Raw genomic sequence first — 19,624 nt, forward strand, 5'->3', positions numbered from 1 at the left:
TCCATACCTCCTTTAACTTTTGGCTATACCTAACATAATTCCGGCTGCGATAATAAAAACAATACCGACAACGATACCCGTTAATTGACGTTTCGTTTTCTTTTCACCTAATATAAGGATCCCACCAAGCGTGGAAATAATAATTCCCATTTGCGATAGCGAGAAACTTGTTGCGACTCCAACACGCGGCTGCGAAATGAATAAAAACATATTTCCAGCTGCCCAAATTAATCCTGGAATAATATTTCGGATTGCATATTTATTAAATGGATGATGTTTAAAGGTAAGCAAAATCCCACCTAACACCATACCAACTGCTTGTGGCAACAAAGCTGACCAACCATCTACGTTAAATAGTCTAATCACTACTACGTAAACTAAATAGCCGACTGTTGAAATTAATAAAATTACGATACCTCTTTTAAAGTTTGCTGCTTGCTCTGCATTCTTTTCTTCTTCACTTTGAAGCGATGTTAAAATAACACCGATAATAATACAAACGAGCGCTAAAATCCCAAGGACGACCGATATTGTCGTGGACCATTCATGAAATACGATAACGCCAAATAAAGTCGTCGCGACTAATTGAAGTCCTGTTGAAATTGGCATCGTCCTCGAAACACCCATTAAATCAATACTTTTCAATTGATTTGCCTGACCAAGCGCCCAAAATAAACCTGACACAACTCCAACTCCGATAACGGTAGGTGTTAATACTGGCTTCATAAAAATATAAACAACAATTGAGAAAATAAGTGCTCCAAACGTTGTTCCGAGCGTTTGACTATACGGTCCCCCGCCCAGTTTTACGTTAAATAGCACAATACTTCCCCAAAATATAGCTGGTAAAATCGCTAAAAATATATCCATCACTCATTACCTTTCTTTACTAAATGCATAGGTTATCACTCTAAGTCATTAGAGTGAGCTTTTATTTTTTCTTTTTCCCGTTCACAAACTTTTTCTGCAATAGCGTCAGAAACATTCTTTTCTCGCTCCACTTTCTTTATCTTTACGTGATCTAAATGGTCTTCCAAAGTAAGCGTAACTTTATCGTTCGGGGGATTATGCGCTCCTTGAAATGTAAGAAATTGTAGCTTCACTTCATACCTAGGAACAAATTCATCTTTCTTGCCGAGACGCTTTATATTTATGACTGAAGCACATTCATATTGATCTTCTGTCACTTGTCTAATAACTGAATAGTACCTATTTGATAATGCACTCTCTAAAAGCTGTTCTCTTGATTCTTTCGCGAAAGAATCACTTGGAGAAGAGAAAAAAGACGCACATAGCATTGTCATAACTACACATATTTTTTTCATAATTCCCTCCTTGTTCTATAGATTAGTGTTCTCAAAACTGCCATAAAAAAACGACTTTCCCTATATAGGAAAGTCGTTTTAATGAATCCAATATTAACCACCGCTCACTGGTGGGATTAGTGCAACAACATCACCAGATTGGACCCTGTCATCTTCATTTGCATATTCTTCATTAATCGCAACCATAATTGGCTCTGAAACTGGTACATTATATTCGTTCGCAACAACATCTTTTAACTGTGCAACCGTAATATTTTCTTTCTCTATTTGTAATTCACTTGTCCCTGCTTCTTCTTGCAAGTGCGCAAATAACAATACTCGAATCATACTTATAGCTCCTTCCCAGGCTCCCCCGCCGGATATGGTGTTTTTTCTAATTGATCACCAATCCATGAGTCACCATCTTCCCAAAACTCCTTTTTCCAAATCGGAACAATTTGTTTTATGCGTTCCATAATATATTCGTTCGCTTCATAAGCCGCTTTACGGTGTGGTGTTGAAACAGCAACAACAACCGCTATATCAGAAATTTGCAACGTACCGATGCGATGTGTAATCGCAACGTGTGTACCTGGCCATTTCTCTTTCACTTCTAATCCGATTTTCTCTAGCATCTTTTCTGCCATCGTTTTATAAGCGACATATTCTAAGTATAATGTACGACGCCCTTTCGTAAACTCTCTAACCGTTCCAATAAATGTTGTAACAGCACCGCATTCACGTCGAATTACTTTCTTCGTTACCTCTTCAATCGAGATTTCTGTATCAATTACTTCATAATATGTATTTGTCATTTCGCACTCCTAACCGTTTGTAAAAACCAGTCTATGTACAACTCTTCTTCTGTTATATGAAATACTTTATATTCTTCTCGTATATTTACTGGGACATCATACCACGTAATAACCGCCACTATATTTTCTACTTTATGTAAAAGCTCAGCATCTTCCGCAGAACGAAGTAACACTACTTTCGGGTAGTTCTCTTTTTTATAGCCCTCTATTAAAATTGTATCCACTTTAAAAAACTCATATAAGCGAATAATTTCTTGCAAGGACCATTTCTTTCTTAGTGAAGAAAGTGAAAGTAATCCAGCACCTTCTACACTACTTACAACAGCACCAGCTTTACGGTGTCTTTCGCTATCTTTTTGCACTACTTCTGGAAAACCTCCGTGCCCGTGATGTTTAATTGTAGCAACTTTCATTTCGCTTTCGGCTAATGCATGCACAATTTTCTCTACAAGTGTCGTTTTTCCGCTATTTTGATACCCTACTATTTGTAAGATTGAAGGGGCTTCGCCCATGGCCACTCACATCCCTCAGAGTGCTCTAACAATAATACGGATACTTTCATTCCGGTCTCAAATCCTCTCGTTCCTCCGGGTAACACGATAAAAGCATTCGCATCTGCAAGTGAAGATACCGCACTCGATTTATCTAAACCAACCGGCATCGCTTGTAACGCCCCATCCACAATTGTTACGTTCGCTCTTACGAAACGAGTAAATGGATTTGGCTTCGGAAAATCTTTTTGTAAAATAGCATCCGCTCTATATACGTGAGGTTCCTTCGCATACAAATACGTTTTTATAATTGGATGCACAAATAATTCAAAGCCTACATAACAAGCAGACGGATTTCCTGATAAACCAAAGAGTAACTTTCCATCAACTTCAGCTACTGTCGTTACACTTCCGGGCCTCATGGCTATCTTATTAAAGAGTACATTTGCCTGTAATCTTTCATAAATAGCTGGTAAGTAGTCATAATCTCCTACTGATACACCGCCTGTTGTAATTAAAATGTCGACCTCATCCATCGCTGATTGAACAGCTGTAAAACATGCATCTAACTCATCCGCGAGTTGACCATAATAACGAACTTTCCCGCCAGCTTTCATAATTTGAGCTGCGATCATATACGAGTTACTATTTCTAATTTTCCCCGGTTCTAACGGCTCATGTACTTCTAATAATTCACTTCCTGTCGTTACAATACCGACAACAGGCTGTTTTACAACTTTCACCGTGCTATATCCAAACGTTGCTAGTAAGGCCGCAACACCTGGATTAATTGCAACACCTTTCTTAACGAGAACTTGATTTTGTTTTATATCTTCTCCTTTAAACGACACATTGTCACCGTTATTAAAAGGGCGTTTTAACTTCATATATGTTTTCCCGTTCTTCTCAAACCCTTCTGTCAGCTCTAGCATTACGACTGCATTGCAATCTTCTGGAATAGCTGCTCCTGTCATAATGCGAATTGCTTCAAAAGCTCCTACTTCCTCTAAAAAAACGGAACCCGCCCCGATTTCTCCTATTACTTCAAATTCAACTGGATTCTCTTGAGTTGCTTCTTTCGTATCTTCTGCTCGAATGGCGAAACCATCGTAAGGGGAACGATCAAAATGAGGAACGTCATGATCTGAGACAACATCTTCCCCGAGAATTCTCCCGTAACTTTCCGTAATAGAAATTTCTTCTACTTCACCATGCTTCGCATATTTCATTACCCGTTCTACTGCCTCAGCAACTTGAATTGGAATTCGTTTTTCTACCATCGTTTCTCACCTCATATTTGCAATTTTTTTTATCTCGATTAAACTTTATATATTCAATAGAAATTACTTCAAGGAGGAATTCCATGTCTTCATTTACACATTTCAATGACCAAGGACGCGCAAAAATGGTTGATATAAGCGACAAAAAAGCAACCGTTCGAACAGCAATTGCGTGCTCTAGCATTGTCGTTACGAAAGAAATTTACGATAAAATCTCTCACAATGAAATTGGGAAAGGTGACGTATTAGCAGTTGCGCAAATCGCAGGCATTATGGCTGCGAAACGTACTTCTGATATTATCCCAATGTGCCACCCTTTATTATTAAAAGGTGTTGACGTTTCTTTCGATTGGAAACAATCAGAAGAACAATATCGTTTACTCATTGAAGTAAAAGTTAAAACAGAAGGTAGCACCGGTGTTGAAATGGAAGCTTTAACAGCTGCTTCCGCTACCGCTCTTACTGTGTATGATATGTGTAAAGCTGTCGATAAAGGTATGATTATCGGTGAAACGTACTTACTTGAAAAAACAGGTGGAAAAAGTGGAGATTATACGAGAAATTCATAATCCTCTCTCCGTTGAGCCTAAAGGGTTTCCTTTAGGTTCAACCTATATATCTTGCATATAAACTTTTCGCTACATTCATATCATTCGTCCCATGAATGAACGCCCTGCCATCTGTAAATAAAACAAAACGATATTCTTCTACCGGAAATGATAATAAATAAGGTGTCGCCTTTATCTCTACGCTTCTTTGTAAGCGTTTTTTAATTTCTTCTAAATTAAAATTCTTCCGCACACCCGGGCGAATTTGTACTGTATTCCGCCCACATAACACTTCTGTTTTCGTTTGTCCTTCAAATGTTAAACTCGGATATGTACGTAACCTTCCGCAAGATAAACAAGTATCTTTTTTCTGCCTATTCACTTTAAATGCCATCTGTTGATTATTCCAAAGATCAAACGATAACATCGTTTCACGAAGCGCACCAAAGTCTTCTACTAATATTTTCAGCGCTTCCGTAATTTGATGCGCAACTACTAATTGTACTGCCGGTTGTATAATACCAGCTGTGTCACATGTTGCACCGCTCGCTGGATGCTCCATTAAACAGCGAAAACACGGTGTTTTCCCTGGTAAAATTGTATACGTTACTCCGTAGCTTCCGACACACCCACCATATATCCACGGAATATTATACTTTTGTGAAATATCATTAATAAGAAGACGCGTTTCAAAATTATCTGTCGCATCTAATATTAAATCTACATCATTCACTAATTCTTCCATTTCTTGCACCGTTACATCCGTCACAACCGGATTTATTTCCACCTCAGAATTAATCGCTTTTAAATGTTCTGCAGCCGCTATCGCCTTCGGTTTATACTGCTTTGCATCTTCTTCTGTATATAGTTGTTGTCTTTGTAAATTACTCCATTCTACATAATCACGGTCAGCAATCGTTACTTTTCCAACACCTGCTCTAACAATCGCTTCTGCATTTGCCGCACCGAGAGCACCAGCACCAATAATAAGCACATGCTTCTCTCTTATTTTTCTCTGTCCTTCTTCTCCAACACCAGAAAATAATATTTGTCTTGAATATCGCTCCTGCATGCGATAGCCCCCTTTCTTATCCTCCTATATAAGACATTTCGATTTTCGGACGATTTTTTGCACTTTCTTCTGTTCGTTCATCCGAATACCTATCTTTTCTATTCATCCATACATCTTGTATAACACTTAATAACTCCTCATCCGAAAGATTTCCTCTAAGAAGTTCTCTTACATCCAAACCCTCTGTCGCAAATAAGCACGTATAAAACTTTCCATCTGCCGAAATTCTCGCCCTCGTACAAGAGACACAAAATGACTCAGAAACAGATGTAATAAAACCAACTTCAACATTTGTTCCAACGTACCGATATCGCTTCGCAACTTCACCAAAGTAATGCGCTTCAGCTGGCTCAAGTGGATCCATCTTATGAATCATCTCAATCAATTCTCGTTTTGTAACGACTTGATCAAAATTCCACCCATTTGTACTACCAACATCCATAAACTCAATAAACCGAAGCGTGATTCCTTGCTCTTTAAAATACGCAGCCATCGGAAGTACTTGATGATCGTTCATCCCTTTTTTCACAACCATATTTACCTTTACTTCCAGCCCCGCCTCTTTAGCTGCTATAATTCCCTTAATTACCGGTTTCGTATTAATATTTCGACCATTAATATTCTTAAATATGTCGTCATCTATTGCATCTAAACTAACATTCACTCTATGTAATCCAGCTTCTTTTAATGCCTTCGCTTGTTTCGTTAAATGTACGGCATTTGTCGTTAACCCTATATCTATTAGCCCATCAATTTTCACAAGACGTGCAATAAGTTTTGTTAAATCTTTACGAAGTAGTGGCTCACCGCCAGTAATTCTAATTTTTCGTACACCAATGTTAACAAATAATTTTGCCAAACGCTCAATTTCATCAAAAGTTAGTAAAAACTCATCTTTCAAAAAAGCATAATCTGACCCAAATATTTCCGCTGGCATACAATATGTACATCTAAAATTGCAACGATCAATGACAGATATACGTAAATCTTGAAGTGGGCGTCCAAAAAAATCTTTAACCATCTCCTGCATCGCCACCCTCCCTTTCTGCCAAATTTCTTTCTTTTCATTCTATTATAATATATTTTCGAACTGCGATGTTTTTGCTCAAGAGAATAATGTGAAACTTTAAATAATTAGAGGGGATCCACTCCCCTGGTTAACGAGGTTTACTTACAAATACAAAGATAAAAAAACCTTGAAACATAAAAGTTTCAAGGTTTTCTGCTTATTAACTTAATCTAATAATAGTTAGGGTAGCCCCTGGCGTTGCTGTAGATAATGTAGCTACTGCAACTACTCCAAATAACTGTAAGCTAACAGCGGCTCCAGCAGGCAAGTTAGCGATTATTGTTGCACTAAATGAACCAGTAGCCACTGTCGGGGCATTTATCGTTCCCGCAAGCGGACTGCCATTTACAGTTATACGAGAACTTACAAGTAAACCTGCCGTTAAATTAATTGTATAGGCTATATAATAGTTTCCTGCATTCGCAACTGTAAATACAGTATTTCCACCACTAACGGTTATTCCTGGTCCAATATTTTGATTGTTCGGTAACGGTACGTTCGTACCCCCTAATAAAACGGAAATAGCGGTTCCTGATGTATTATTCGCAAACGCATACGTTGCAGTTGTACTAACTCCAGTCGCCCCGGTCGCTCCAGTGGCTCCAGCTCCGGTTGGACCTGTATCTCCAGTTGGACCTTGTGAACCGGTTGCTCCTGTAGCCCCCGTTGGACCTTGGATTCCTTGCGGTCCTTGAATTCCTTGGGGACCTTGAATCCCTTGTGGACCTGTCGCTCCGGTTGCTCCTGTAGCTCCCGTTGGACCTTGAATTCCTTGCGGGCCTTGAATTCCTTGTGGGCCTTGAATTCCTTGTGGACCTGTCGCTCCGGTTGCTCCTGTAACTCCCGTTGGACCTTGAATTCCTTGCGGGCCTTGAATTCCTTGGGGACCTTGAATCCCTTGTGGACCTGTCGCTCCAGTTGCTCCTGTAGCTCCCGTTGGACCTTGAATTCCTTGCGGGCCTTGAATTCCTTGTGGGCCTTGTGGGCCGGTCGGACCTATCTCTCCTTGCGGACCTTGGATTCCCTGTGGGCCTTGTGCCCCGGTTGCCCCTGTCGCTCCTTGGATTCCTTGAGGACCTTGTGGACCTTGAATTCCTTGGGAGCCGGTTGGACCTATGTCGCCTTGTGGGCCTTGAATTCCTTGGGGACCTTGTGCTCCGGTTGCCCCCGTTACTCCTTGGATTCCTTGGGGACCTTGAATACCCTGTGGACCGGTTGGACCTATCTCTCCTTGAACACCTTGGATTCCTTGCGGGCCCTGTAAACCCGTCACTCCGGTTGCTCCCGTTGCTCCTGTTGCTCCTGTCACTCCAGTTGAGCCTGTCGCCCCGGTATCTCCTGTTACTCCTGTCGCACCTGTTGCTCCTGTCGGGCCAGGTGGTCCACCTGATGGACCTGTCACTCCTGCCGGACCTGATGGCCCCGTTGGGCCGGTCGGTCCTGCTGGTCCTCCTGACGGGCCAGTCACCCCTGTTGGACCGGTTACTCCTGTTGGACCGGTAGTTCCTTCTCCCGTCGCTCCGGTTGCCCCCGTATCTCCTGTTGCTCCCGTCGGACCTTGCACTCCTTGAATTCCTTGTGGTCCTTGCACTCCTTGTGCACCTGTTGCTCCTTGAATCCCTTGTATTCCCTGCACTCCTTGTGCGCCCATCGGACCTGTTGGACCAATCGCCCCTTGTATTCCTTGCACTCCTTGGGGCCCCTCTGGACCGGTTGCTCCTATTTCCCCTTGTATCCCTTGAATTCCAGTTGCTCCTTGTGCTCCAGTTGCTCCCGTTATCCCTTGCACACCTTGTATTCCCTGTATTCCTTGTGGACCTTGTGGGCCGGTTGCTCCTTGCACTCCTTGAATGCCTTGTATTCCCTGAGGACCCTCTGGACCCGTTGCTCCAACTGGCCCTTGAACACCTTGTATTCCTTGCGGGCCCTGCAGTCCCTCTGGGCCTTCTGGGCCGGTTGGACCTATCTCTCCTTGTATCCCTTGGATTCCAGTTGGACCTTGTGACCCAGTCGGACCTATGTCACCTTGCGGACCTTGTATTCCCTGTGGGCCTTGTGCTCCTGTTCCCCCTGTCGCTCCTTGGATTCCTTGAGAACCTTGTGGGCCTTGAATTCCTTGTGGGCCAGTTGGACCTATGTCGCCTTGTGGGCCTTGAATCCCTTGCGGACCTTGATCTCCTGTGGCCCCCGTTACTCCTTGAATTCCTTGGGGACCTTGAACACCTTGTGGCCCTGTTGGACCTATCTCTCCCTGCACACCTTGGATTCCTTGCGGACCCTGTAAACCCGTCACTCCGGTTGCTCCCGTTTCTCCTGTCGCTCCTGTCACTCCAGTTGAGCCTGTCGCCCCAATATCTCCTGTTACTCCTGTCGCCCCGGTTGCTCCTGTCGGGCCAGGTGGTCCACCAGATGGACCAGTTACTCCCGCCGGACCTGATGGCCCCGTTGGGCCGGTCGGTCCTGCTGGTCCTCCAGACGGGCCTGTTACCCCTGTTGGACCAGTTACTCCTGTTGGGCCTGTAGTGCCTTCCCCTGTCGCCCCAGTTGCTCCCATATCTCCTGTTGCCCCCGTCGGGCCTTGGATTCCTTGAATTCCTTGTGGACCTTGCACTCCTTGTGCACCCGTCGCTCCTTGAATTCCTTGTACTCCTTGCACTCCTTGTGGCCCCATCGGACCGGTTGGACCAATCGCCCCTTGAGCACCTTGCACTCCTTGTGGCCCCTCTGGACCCGTTGCTCCTATTTCCCCTTGTATCCCTTGAATTCCAGTTGCTCCTTGTACTCCTGTTGCTCCCGTTATCCCTTGCACACCTTGTATTCCCTGAATTCCTTGTGGGCCTTGTGGGCCTGTTGCTCCTACCGGTCCTTGAATGCCTTGTATCCCCTGTGGACCCTCTGGACCCGTCGCTCCAACTGGCCCTGGCACACCTTGTATTCCTTGCGGGCCCTGCAGTCCCTCTGGGCCTTCTGGACCTGTTGGTCCTATATCACCCATCGGACCTTGTATCCCTTGAACTCCCTGTGGCCCTGTTTCTCCTGATGGCCCTGGTACTCCTTGTATACCTTGTGGACCTTGATCTCCTGTGGCCCCTGTTACCCCTTGTGGCCCTATAACCCCCTGTATACCTTGTGGACCTTGATCTCCTGTTGCTCCCGTTGCCCCTTGAATACCTTGAACTCCTTGTATTCCTTGTTCACCAGTTACTCCCGTCGGACCAGGAATACCTTGAATACCCTGCGAACCTTCTGGACCTGTTGGCCCAATTGGTCCTTGAATCCCTTGGATTCCTTGCAAGCCCTGTGCTCCCGTACTTCCAGTCGGACCTGTACTTCCCGTTGCTCCTGTTACCCCTGTACTTCCTGTAGCCCCAGTATTCCCCGTTGCTCCAGTCGCACCTGTACTTCCACTCGGTCCACCACCTGGACCTGTCGCACCAGTCGGCCCCGTCGGACCAGGAGGTCCTCCAGATGGTCCAGTTATTCCAGTTGGACCTGTTATTCCAGTCGGGCCTGTTATCCCCTGACCAGTTGCTCCAGTCGCTCCGGTTGCACCTGTATTTCCACTCGGTCCTGGTGTTCCTTGTATCCCTTGTGCTCCTTGTATTCCTTGTGGACCAGTTGCACCCGGTAACCCTTGGACGCCTTGAATTCCTTGAGATCCCTCAGGTCCCGTCGCTCCAATTGGCCCCTGTAATCCCTGTATCCCTTGTATACCTTGTGCCCCAGTCGCTCCCGTTGGACCAATCGGACCTTGTAGCCCTTGCACACCCCCCGGTCCTGTCGCTCCAGTTTCTCCTTGTGGTCCTCTCAATCCTTGTGGCCCCTGCTGTCCTTCTGGTCCAGTTGCACCTATTGGACCAACTGATCCTTGTATCCCTTGCACACCTTGAGGTCCTGTCGGGCCCATCTCCCCCATCGGACCTTGTAATCCTCTTGGTCCTTGAGGTCCTGTTGGGCCTTGTGGACCGGTTGGACCAGTAATCCCTATACCTGTAAATCCAGTTGGAACAGGGGGGAAAGTAGGCCCAATAAGTTCTGGTGGAATTCTAAAATTAGAGCTTAACGAATTTTGCTTCCGATTATTATCACGATTCTTCACACTTTCACCACCTACAAACCGTCTTTTTCATAATAAATAAGCCTCTTCTTAATCTATTTACAAAAATAATTTCCAAGACTATTTTTATTTTAAATAATAAAAACTCCCTTAATTCCTTAAGGGAGTCCTGCAATTGAATCCATATTATCTGTATTAGGGACAGCTTGTGCTATACCCGATGTATTTACACTTTGCCCCATATTTGTTCCTGTTACAGTACCAGCAGGAGTGCCTCTTGTATATGTTGTCGTCACCGAATCACCTGGCTGTAAACAAAGCTTCGTCTCCGTCCCTATTACTGTAACAACATCAACCCAAGTGCACCCCATTGAACCACTATATGATTTCGAAGCAGTAAATGAAGTATCACTCAAATTATCACCGGTAAATATATTCCCAGTGTTATTCACAATAACAAATTCTTTTATATGAGCAGGCATAATTACACTCTACCTTTCCTCTATGAACCTAATGTACGTGTACTTGTTGCTAACGGCGGAAGAAACACTGATGTTCTAATGACTGCTTCTGGCTGTCTTTTCCCATTTAAAAAAACAGCCGCACTCGACCCTCCAGCACCTGCATATACTTTTGCTACAGCTAAAGGCGAGATATCATAACAGTCACCGACATTAACAGCTCCTGTATTATTCATAATTTTTACTTTACGCAAATTAATCCCCATTTACCCCTCCTCCTTTTTATACTGTATGCAAAAGAAAAAAACTTGAAACAGACTCGTTTCAAGTTTTTAACTATTAACTATTTCGTTTCACCTTCATATTGAAGCATACCGCCAACCATATTCACTGTTTTAAATCCTTGCTCATTTAAATAATGACATACATTTTCACTGCGCATTCCTGAACGACAAATAAAGATATATTCATTCTCTTTATTAAAGAAATCTACTTTATGTGGGATATCGCCCATTTTAATATGTACAGCTTCTGGAATCTTTCCTGCCGCTACTTCTTCATCTTCTCTTACGTCTACTAAAAATAACGTTTCTCCATTTTCTAAACGCTCTTGTACCTCTTCTGTAGTAATTGTTTTAACTTCTGTCATATGTAGTTCCTCCTTATATACAATAAAACCTTTAGTTTCTTTTTCACAAACATTCTCTACCAATTTTAGCACGCAAAAGAAAGAACGCAAAGAATCGAAAAACTATTTCTCAATTTTCTCGCAAAACTTATTCTTTACAAACATAACTCTTGCATTGTATCCTCAATATACTTGTCTTATGAAAGGAGCCAATGAAAATGACACTTTCCCTTTTCATAATGGGCATCATTTTCTTAATCGCTGCAATTATTACTCTTAGTATGAAAAATACTAAAAAAATAAAATCACCCCAAGAAATGTCATTCTTATTTCTATTGCTTAGTATCGCATTCTTCGGTATAGCAATTGCCACATATATTTTCCGTCTACAAATCATGTAAAAAAAGGTGCCTACTACAAACATTGCACCTTTTCCCCATCATTTGTCTTCTAAACAAAACTAGATACTTTCCGATTTAAAAATTCATAAACTTTCTTTTCAAATAAATGAATATCAAATGCTCCCGCCATATGCCCATTTATACTTTCTATCTCATACACTTCCGCATACTTCCCTTGTTTTTGCAAAATATCTACCATTTTATAGTTGTAACGAGACGGCTGAAGCAAATCTTGTTTACATGGAATCATAAGTACATTCGCTTCTATGTTAGAAAGAGATTCTTCTAATGAAGAAAAACCATGTGCAATATCATGCAATAAAACTGCCTTTGCAGTATACATCCATGAATTTGCATCTACTAACTCTATACTTCTATATGTCGCTTTATTTATCTCTTTTTCAAATGATGTTAGTGTAGAAAACTTTTCATAAGGTTCTATCTCTATACTATTACGAGGAAATGCCATTTCATAAAAACGCTCATCAAACGCGTTCATAAACATCATTCTATTTGCTAAATGAAGCCCCTTTATCGGCTGCTCTTCTCCATATTTTCCACCTTTCCAACTTGGATCCAGTTGAATTGCTTCAATCGCATTTTGCGCTACGTTTACTGACGTAATAATTGGATTTTGTGGGTTCGTAATAACGCCAATCATCCGCTCTACCATATGTGGATAGTGAACCGCCCATTGTTGTGCAATCATTCCCCCTGCCGACGGTCCAATTACAGCGTTTAACCTTGAAATTCCCATACCTTTTATTAACTCATATTGCATACGAGCTACATCAAGAAATGTAAAAACCGGAAAATCCATAGCATATTCTTCTCCAGTTTCTGGATTAATCGATTTCGGTCCTGTTGTAATCACATATGGATTTCTCACCTGCACATTACAAAGATTATCTGTACATATAACAAAATACTTATTTGTATCAATTGCTTTTCCAGGTCCAATGAGCCCATCCCACCAACCAGACTCCTCATCATGCACTGTATATTTTCCTGCCGCATGACTTGTTGCACTAAAATAATGACAAACCAAAATCACATTTGACCTTTCTCTATTTAACGTACCATATGTCTCGTATCCCATTTGAACAGGAATTTCCCTGCCATTTTCAAACGTAAACCCTTTTAAAACAAACTTCTCCTTTTTTACAATTTGCACAGATTCTCCCTCTTCCCGTTATAGTATGAACTGCTTACTAAAGATTTTTTTCCATGCAAACTAATCTCCTTCTTCTTTTCATAAATAAATGAATAATATACAAAATTAGCCACAAAATAGCACTATATTACAAGATTAAAGAGGGTATACACATGATTTGGAATTGGTTACGTAAGAAAAAAAAATCAAATAAACCAGAAGCAAACGAAACAGATAATCAGGAGCAGCATTCTAACAATGAAGAGGATGATAACAAAGAACAGACTAGAAGTATGAAACATAATAAAGGTAAAAATCACGAACAAAAAGATTCTTCTCAGGATAAGCAACAAAGTACTAAACAAAAAGATTCTTCTCAGGATAAGCAACAAAGTACTAAACAAGAGGATTCCTCTCAGGATAAGCAACAAAGTACTAAACAAGAGGATTCCTCTCAGGATAAGCAACAAAGTACTAAACAAAAAGATTCTTCTCAGGATAAGCAACAAAGTACTAAACAAGAGGATTCCTCTCAGGATAAGCAACAAAGCGCTAAACAAGATGAACCTTCTCAGGATAAGCAACAAAACTCTAAACAGGATGATTCCTCTCAAGATAAGCAACAAAGTGCTAAACAAGAGGATTCCTCTCAGGATAAGCAACAAAACTCTAAACAAGATGACTCTTCTCAGGATAAGCAACAAAACTCTAAGCAGGATGATTCCTCTCAAGATAAGCAACAAAGTACTAAACAAGAGGATTCCTCTCAAGATAAACAACAAGGTGCTAAACAAGGTGATTCGTCTCAAGATAAACAACAAAACGCTAAGCAAGATGAACCTTCTCAAAGTAAGCAACAACACTCTAAAGGTAATAGTATTTATGATTTTACGAAACCAGAAAAAGACCGTATCCATTCTTTACAAAATTTAATAGAGAAGCTGAAAAAATCTAGTGATTTTGTGAATTATCATACATCCGACGATGAAACGATGCCTTATTGGATTTCTTACTATCGTCCTTCGCTTGATGGAGAGAAATTACAAAAATATTTAATGCCTACTCTTTTGGAACGACCTAATGCTTCACTAGAAGAGCTGAAAGAACATATTCCAATGAGCGGCATTACAATTACGAACGACTTACAAAAAATTGAGGATATGGTTTTAAAAGGGCATGCGATTATTCAATTGAATCAGCAAGATCAAAAATGTATGCTTGCAAACATTGCAATTGATAATTATCGTGCACCAACCCCTCCTTTAAACGAATCAACTGTTATTGGTCCGCAAGAAGGTTTCGTAGAAGATATTGATACAAACATTAATTTAGTTCGAAAACGTCTTCCTGTTTTAGATTTACAAACAAAAGAAATGATTATCGGCGAGTTTTCCAAAACAAAAGTTGTCATGATGTATTTAGACAACCTCGCTGAAAAAGATAATGTAGATTTTCTCGAGGAATCATTACGCGCTCTTGAATATGATCAAATTAATGATAGTGCTTATATACAAGAATTGATGGGTGAAAAATCGATTTTCCCTCTCTATATCAATACAGAACGCACTGATAGAGTTACAAAAGCACTAATTGATGGAAAAATCGCTATTTTCGTTGATGGTTCTCCAAGTGTTTTACTAACACCTGTATCCTATTTCGATTTTTTCATTTCACCAGAAGACTATAACGTCTCCTGGATGTACGCTACATTTTCAAGGATTTTAAGATTAATTGCCGTTCTATTTTCAATTTGCGCTACACCGTTATACGTTGCAGTTTTAAATTATCATTATGAACTTATTCCAAGTGATTTACTTGAAACTTTAATTTTATCAAGGGCACAAGTACCATTCCCACCTTTAATTGAAGCGCTCTTTTTAGAACTTGCAATTGATTTATTAAGAGAAGCCGGCGCAAGGTTACCGATGAAAGTCGGGCAAACACTCGGTATTGTAGGCGGTATCGTAATCGGGCAAGCATCTGTACAAGCTGGGTTAACGAGTAACATTTTATTAATTATCGTTGCACTATCAGCACTCGCTTCCTTTATTACACCTATTTATAAAATGGGTAATGCCGTTCGATTACTACGCTTCCCGTTTCTCATATTTGCAGAAATAGGTGGATTGTTCGGTATTTCTCTTGGATTTATCTTTTTATTTACTCATCTATTTAGACTTACTTCCTTACGTAAGCCGTACGCTTTGTTTTACCCGACAAGGCAACAATCAGTTAAAGATTCTTGGATCCGTTTTCCATTAACAATGATTGATACAAGAGATGTGCAAGCAAGACCACAACATGTAAAAAAAGCTGCGAAAGGAATTTCAACAAAACATAGATCGGATTTTGATGATTAAGAAACGAGGTGCATTGATGAGTAAAGTTCAAGAGAAATATCAAATATCTCCTATCTTTGTTTTCTTCTTAATTCACGGTGCACAGTTTGGTGCTGGAGTTCTTGGATTCGCTCGAATTATCGCAAAAGCTGCTGGATACGACGGCTGGATGGGGGTTATAATCACAGGAATTTTCATCCATATTCTTATATGGATGATGTATGTCTTATTAAAAGAAACAAATGGGAATTTAGTTGATTTACATCGGCAAACATTTGGAAAATGGCTAGGAAATGGCATTAGCATCATCTTTATGGCTTATTTTTTAATCGTCAGTATTTCGGTCATTCGAACATACGTTGAAATTATTCAAGTATGGATGTTTCCTACCGCTTCCACCTTTATGTTAACACTCTTTTTATGCTTAGTTAGTTATTACATTATTTCTTCTGGATTTCGTGTAATTACCGGTATTTGCGTCATCTCTGTTGGTGGTACATTAGGATATTTATTTCTAAGCTTATTCGTTTTGAAATATTCACATTGGGATAATTTACTACCTATATTCACACATTCTTTTTCAGACATTTTAAAATCCGCTCAACTGTCAATCTACAGTATGACCGGTTTTGAAATTTACCTCATGGTGTATCCATTTGTGAAAAAACCTATGCAATCTCATAAATTTGCTCAATACGGGGCACTATTTTCAAATCCTCTATATCTATTTAGCACCCTTTTAGCCTTTGCATTTTTTAGTGAAAAACAATTGTTAAAAACGATATGGCCCCAACTTTCTATGACCCAAGTCATTCAATTGCCATTCATAGAAAGACTCGAATATCTTGCAATTTCCGCTTATGCACTCGTTATTATTTCAAGTTTTATCCTCCCTTTATGGGCGTCAATGAGAGGAACTCATGAAATATTCCGTGTAAAACAAAGGGGTGTTTTAATTGCTTTTATCTTTATCACTCTCATTGTTTCGCAACTTTTAACAAACAGACACGATATTAATAACTTTATTAGTAATGTATCAAAAGTTAGTTTTTGGCTCATTTATGTATACATCCCAATTCTATTTATTATTGTGTGGGTGAAAAGAAAATGGAAAAAATCAAAAGCACAAGCAAATTAATACTTATTTCTTGTATAACATTATTCAGTCTAACTGGATGTTTACAAAAAAATATTATCGATGATGTACAACTTATTCAAGGAAGCGTTTTTGATGTCGCAAAAGATAATAAAGTAAAAGTGACATTCGTTTGTCCCATTCAGAAAAAAGGAAATAAAGTTCAAGTTTTTGAAGGCAGTGCAAATGCGGTAAAACAAGTAAAAGCAGACACATCTTTAGAGTCTTCTCAACCATTTGCTAGCGGACAAATGCGTGTCGCTCTATATACAATAAGACTTGCCAAAACAGGAATGTCTACTTCATTCGATACATTACTTCGAGATGTGAATATAGGGAACGCTTTATATGCTGCTTTATTAGATGGGAATGGTACTGAACTTTTAAAAGGCAAATATTCGACTTCATACAACGTTGCAATTTATATAAAAAAATTGCTAGAACATAACATGGAGACCGGACCTTTACCAGCGGATAATCTACATATAGGAGCATTTCGCTATTATCAAGAAGGAAAAGACTACTATATTCCCATTCTAAAGAAGCATGGTGATAAAATAAAAATTACCGGAATTGGCCTTTTTAAAAAAGATAAATATATCGGTAAAATTGCGGAAAAAGATATGTTCATATTTAAAGGACTATTAGAGAAACATAAATTAGATTCACATGAATTTAAAACAGATTCTGCGTACGTAATGATTAATAATATTCGTTCTGTTCCAACTTACGATATAAAAATTAAAAACGGAAAGCCTTCTTTTTTCATTCACGTTCGTCTTGATGCACGTATTCAAGAACTATCAAAACAAATTAACTTAGAAAATAACAAGAACACACAAAACATTGAAAAAGATATCCAAAAACAATTAGATAAACAAGCTACTAAGTTAATTAAGCAACTTAAATCTTTAGGCGTCGATCCTCTCGGGCTAGGTGCAAAGTATAAACAACATTATCGCCCATTCAAATTAGAAGAATGGAGACAAATGTATAAAGATGTTCCGGTTCATATAAAATACACCGTAAATATTACAAATTCTGGTGTCATTGAATGAGAAATGATTGAACTCCTCTCTCTAGCATGATACAACGGAGAGAGGAGTTTTTTTATTATCAAATAGAGAGAGAAGATATTTATGGGGGAGCTTATGTCTAAAAAATTAGTAAAGCCTATTTTAAATGGTATTTTATTTCTCGGCGTCTTTTTATTTGCTCATACATACTTAAAAAATGTTTCCTTCACACGTTACTTGCTTGTCGTTATACCAATGTTACTGGTCGGTATTTTTGGCATCGATCTTATTTCATCCCTTTTAATAAAAAAAGAAGAATAACGAGCGAACATCTTATTTCGATAAGATGTTCTTTTCATTTCATAATCACCTTATGTTACAATAAACTTCGGCATAACGTAAGAAAGGATGAAACAACATGACAAACGAAAAAGGTTTAGATAAAGGGTACGAACTTGTCGCGAAAATGCATGAAGTATTCGGACATCCTGTGACAAATACTCCAACAAAATTAACAGAAGAACGTGCAAAAATCCGTGCGAGTTTTATGCAAGAAGAGCTAGAAGAATTTCTAGAAGCAACGACTGTTGAAGATCAATATGATGCACTGATTGACCTTATTTACTTTGCATTCGGCACGTTTGCCGAAATGGGCGTACGTCCTGATAAAGGATTCGAAATTGTAAATAACGCAAACATGGCAAAACTATTCCCTGACGGGAAACCTCGATTCCGCGAAGGTGACGGTAAAATTCTAAAACCTGAAGGCTGGCAAGCACCAGAACCACAACTTCGTGCTGAAATCGAACGTCAACGCCAAGAAGCTGAAAAAAACTGCTAGGATTTCCTAGCAGTTTTTTATTATGTCTTTTTTTCTGGCAATCATTAATGACCCACGTGTCCCGCATGTCCTGCAGCTCCACTAATGCTAGCCGCTCCTGCTGCTGCCCCCGCTCCTCCTGCTCCAATTCCACCTGTCCAAGGAGAAGATTGTTGTTGTTGATACTGTTGGTATTGTTGGTGTTGTTGGTGTTGTTGGTGTTGTTGGTGTTGTTGGCCTTGGTAACCTTGATGACCATGTTGACCTTGGTGACCGTGGTGGCCTTGATGGCCGTGGTGATGTACTTGTTGTTGATGATGTCCATGATGACCGTGGTGACCTTGGTGGTGATGGTGGCCATGATGACCATGTTGACCTTGGTGGCCGTGGTGACCATGGTGATCTTGATGAATTTGATAAAGGACAGCCTGTGGATGTATATGATGGTGGCCGTGGTGATGTACTTGTTGTTGATGATGTCCATGATGACCGTGGTGACCTTGGTGGTGATGGTGTCCATGATGGCCATGGTGTCCTTGGTGGTGATGGTGTCCATGATGGCCATGGTGTCCTTGGTGGTGATGATGTCCATGATGGCCATGGTGACCTTGATGATGGTGTCCATGATGACCGTCGTGGTGGCCATGGTGACCGTAAAAACCTTGTGGATAACCACCTACTCCTCCAACGAAAGATGGGAATGTAGTTGGTACGCCTACTGGTACTCCTCCCGCTGCTCCGCCTACAAATGTTGGGATTCCTGTTTGCACTCCAGCTACTGATGATGGAAATCCTCCTGTTAATGTTGGAATTCCAGTTTGTGCTCCAGCTACTGATGTGGAAAATCCTCCAGGTGTTCCACCCATCCAGCTCGGAATTCCGCCATATCCTTGTTGTCCGCCTCCCATTAACATCATTTGTTCATAACTATCCGATCCACCTCCGAAAAAGCCATGTGGTGCATTATTGTCCATCCCTTTCATTCCTTTCACCTCTTCTACTCAATTTAGCCTACCTTTTTTATCATATTTCCTA

The 19,624-nt window shown here is 40.6% G+C and carries 21 protein-coding genes; 7 read left to right on the top strand and 14 right to left on the bottom strand.

Going from position 1 to position 19,624, the window contains the following annotated elements; genetic code table 11:
- Positions 1-12 precede the first annotated feature (12 nt).
- From glcU to moeA, 6 genes are all read right to left on the bottom strand, one after another.
- Positions 13-870 carry a glucose uptake protein GlcU gene (gene glcU, locus ACX9TM_RS23890; protein WP_000350861.1) on the bottom strand — a complete coding sequence of 286 codons (858 nt, stop codon included), beginning with the start codon at positions 868-870 and terminating at the stop codon, positions 13-15.
- A 35-nt stretch (positions 871-905) separates the two neighbouring features.
- Positions 906-1,325, bottom strand: a complete 420-nt coding sequence (locus ACX9TM_RS23895; protein WP_000717684.1) for a DUF3888 domain-containing protein — start codon at positions 1,323-1,325, stop codon at positions 906-908.
- A gap of 93 nt (positions 1,326-1,418) precedes the next feature.
- Entirely contained in the window at positions 1,419-1,652 is a 234-nt protein-coding gene (moaD, locus tag ACX9TM_RS23900; RefSeq protein ID WP_000621778.1) for a molybdopterin converting factor subunit 1, read from the bottom strand.
- Positions 1,653-1,654: 2 nt separating this feature from the next.
- Positions 1,655-2,119 (bottom strand): molybdopterin synthase catalytic subunit MoaE, encoded by a 465-nt coding sequence (gene moaE / locus ACX9TM_RS23905; RefSeq protein ID WP_000185942.1) that lies wholly within the window; start codon positions 2,117-2,119, stop codon positions 1,655-1,657.
- Complete coding sequence (gene mobB / locus ACX9TM_RS23910; protein WP_063220445.1) at positions 2,116-2,631, bottom strand: molybdopterin-guanine dinucleotide biosynthesis protein B; 516 nt, start codon at positions 2,629-2,631, stop codon at positions 2,116-2,118. Before mobB ends, moaE begins: the two co-directional genes overlap by 4 nt.
- Positions 2,601-3,890, bottom strand: a complete 1,290-nt coding sequence (moeA, locus tag ACX9TM_RS23915) for a molybdopterin molybdotransferase MoeA (protein ID WP_000229690.1) — start codon at positions 3,888-3,890, stop codon at positions 2,601-2,603. The genes mobB and moeA overlap by 31 nt, the downstream gene beginning before the upstream one ends.
- Before the next feature lie 83 nt (positions 3,891-3,973).
- Here moeA and moaC point away from each other — a divergent pair, with 83 nt between their 5' ends.
- Positions 3,974-4,459, top strand: coding sequence for a cyclic pyranopterin monophosphate synthase MoaC (gene moaC, locus ACX9TM_RS23920; protein ID WP_000094146.1), 486 nt, complete (start codon positions 3,974-3,976; stop codon positions 4,457-4,459).
- A gap of 37 nt (positions 4,460-4,496) precedes the next feature.
- Here moaC and ACX9TM_RS23925 read toward each other — a convergent pair whose 3' ends face one another.
- From ACX9TM_RS23925 to ACX9TM_RS23950, 6 genes are all read right to left on the bottom strand, one after another.
- Positions 4,497-5,510 (bottom strand): molybdopterin-synthase adenylyltransferase MoeB, encoded by a 1,014-nt coding sequence (locus tag ACX9TM_RS23925; RefSeq protein ID WP_001158098.1) that lies wholly within the window; start codon positions 5,508-5,510, stop codon positions 4,497-4,499.
- A gap of 16 nt (positions 5,511-5,526) precedes the next feature.
- The gene (moaA, locus tag ACX9TM_RS23930; protein WP_001157119.1) at positions 5,527-6,540 is read right to left on the bottom strand and encodes a GTP 3',8-cyclase MoaA; all 1,014 of its coding nucleotides are present in this window, start codon (positions 6,538-6,540) and stop codon (positions 5,527-5,529) included.
- Between the two features lie 199 nt (positions 6,541-6,739).
- Positions 6,740-10,678 (bottom strand): BclA-related collagen-like exosporium protein, encoded by a 3,939-nt coding sequence (locus ACX9TM_RS23935; protein ID WP_050279509.1) that lies wholly within the window; start codon positions 10,676-10,678, stop codon positions 6,740-6,742.
- A gap of 116 nt (positions 10,679-10,794) precedes the next feature.
- Positions 10,795-11,118: a hypothetical protein gene (locus tag ACX9TM_RS23940; RefSeq protein WP_001110858.1), complete on the bottom strand. Its 324-nt coding sequence runs from the start codon at positions 11,116-11,118 to the stop codon at positions 10,795-10,797.
- Between the two features lie 20 nt (positions 11,119-11,138).
- A complete protein-coding gene (locus ACX9TM_RS23945; protein WP_000512470.1) occupies positions 11,139-11,363 on the bottom strand; it encodes a spore germination protein in 225 nt (74 codons plus the stop codon).
- A gap of 77 nt (positions 11,364-11,440) precedes the next feature.
- Positions 11,441-11,746 carry a rhodanese-like domain-containing protein gene (locus ACX9TM_RS23950; protein ID WP_000141207.1) on the bottom strand — a complete coding sequence of 102 codons (306 nt, stop codon included), beginning with the start codon at positions 11,744-11,746 and terminating at the stop codon, positions 11,441-11,443.
- 197 nt (positions 11,747-11,943) lie between these two features.
- On the opposite strand from ACX9TM_RS23950, the gene ACX9TM_RS23955 reads away from it, so the two are divergent.
- Positions 11,944-12,126, top strand: a complete 183-nt coding sequence (locus ACX9TM_RS23955) for a hypothetical protein (RefSeq protein ID WP_000175905.1) — start codon at positions 11,944-11,946, stop codon at positions 12,124-12,126.
- Positions 12,127-12,175: 49 nt separating this feature from the next.
- On the opposite strand, the gene ACX9TM_RS23960 is transcribed toward ACX9TM_RS23955, so the two are convergent.
- A complete protein-coding gene (locus tag ACX9TM_RS23960; RefSeq protein ID WP_065382433.1) occupies positions 12,176-13,300 on the bottom strand; it encodes a homoserine O-acetyltransferase family protein in 1,125 nt (374 codons plus the stop codon).
- Between the two features lie 152 nt (positions 13,301-13,452).
- Between ACX9TM_RS23960 and ACX9TM_RS23965 the strand changes: the two genes are divergently transcribed.
- The 5 genes from ACX9TM_RS23965 (at position 13,453) to ACX9TM_RS23985 (ending at position 18,610) form a co-directional block, all read left to right on the top strand.
- Complete coding sequence (locus ACX9TM_RS23965) at positions 13,453-15,639, top strand: spore germination protein (protein WP_077393179.1); 2,187 nt, start codon at positions 13,453-13,455, stop codon at positions 15,637-15,639.
- A gap of 16 nt (positions 15,640-15,655) precedes the next feature.
- Complete coding sequence (locus ACX9TM_RS23970) at positions 15,656-16,756, top strand: spore germination protein (RefSeq protein WP_065382511.1); 1,101 nt, start codon at positions 15,656-15,658, stop codon at positions 16,754-16,756.
- Positions 16,726-17,811, top strand: a complete 1,086-nt coding sequence (gene gerHC / locus ACX9TM_RS23975) for a spore germination protein GerHC (RefSeq protein WP_060634658.1) — start codon at positions 16,726-16,728, stop codon at positions 17,809-17,811. The genes ACX9TM_RS23970 and gerHC overlap by 31 nt, the downstream gene beginning before the upstream one ends.
- A gap of 93 nt (positions 17,812-17,904) precedes the next feature.
- Positions 17,905-18,090, top strand: coding sequence for a hypothetical protein (locus tag ACX9TM_RS23980; protein WP_000038781.1), 186 nt, complete (start codon positions 17,905-17,907; stop codon positions 18,088-18,090).
- Between the two features lie 97 nt (positions 18,091-18,187).
- Complete coding sequence (locus tag ACX9TM_RS23985; protein WP_000180554.1) at positions 18,188-18,610, top strand: pyrophosphohydrolase domain-containing protein; 423 nt, start codon at positions 18,188-18,190, stop codon at positions 18,608-18,610.
- Positions 18,611-18,654: 44 nt separating this feature from the next.
- Here ACX9TM_RS23985 and ACX9TM_RS23990 read toward each other — a convergent pair whose 3' ends face one another.
- Positions 18,655-19,572 (bottom strand): hypothetical protein, encoded by a 918-nt coding sequence (locus tag ACX9TM_RS23990; protein ID WP_050279553.1) that lies wholly within the window; start codon positions 19,570-19,572, stop codon positions 18,655-18,657.
- Positions 19,573-19,624: the final 52 nt, after the last annotated feature.

The organism is Bacillus sp. LH1, assembly GCF_057924895.1.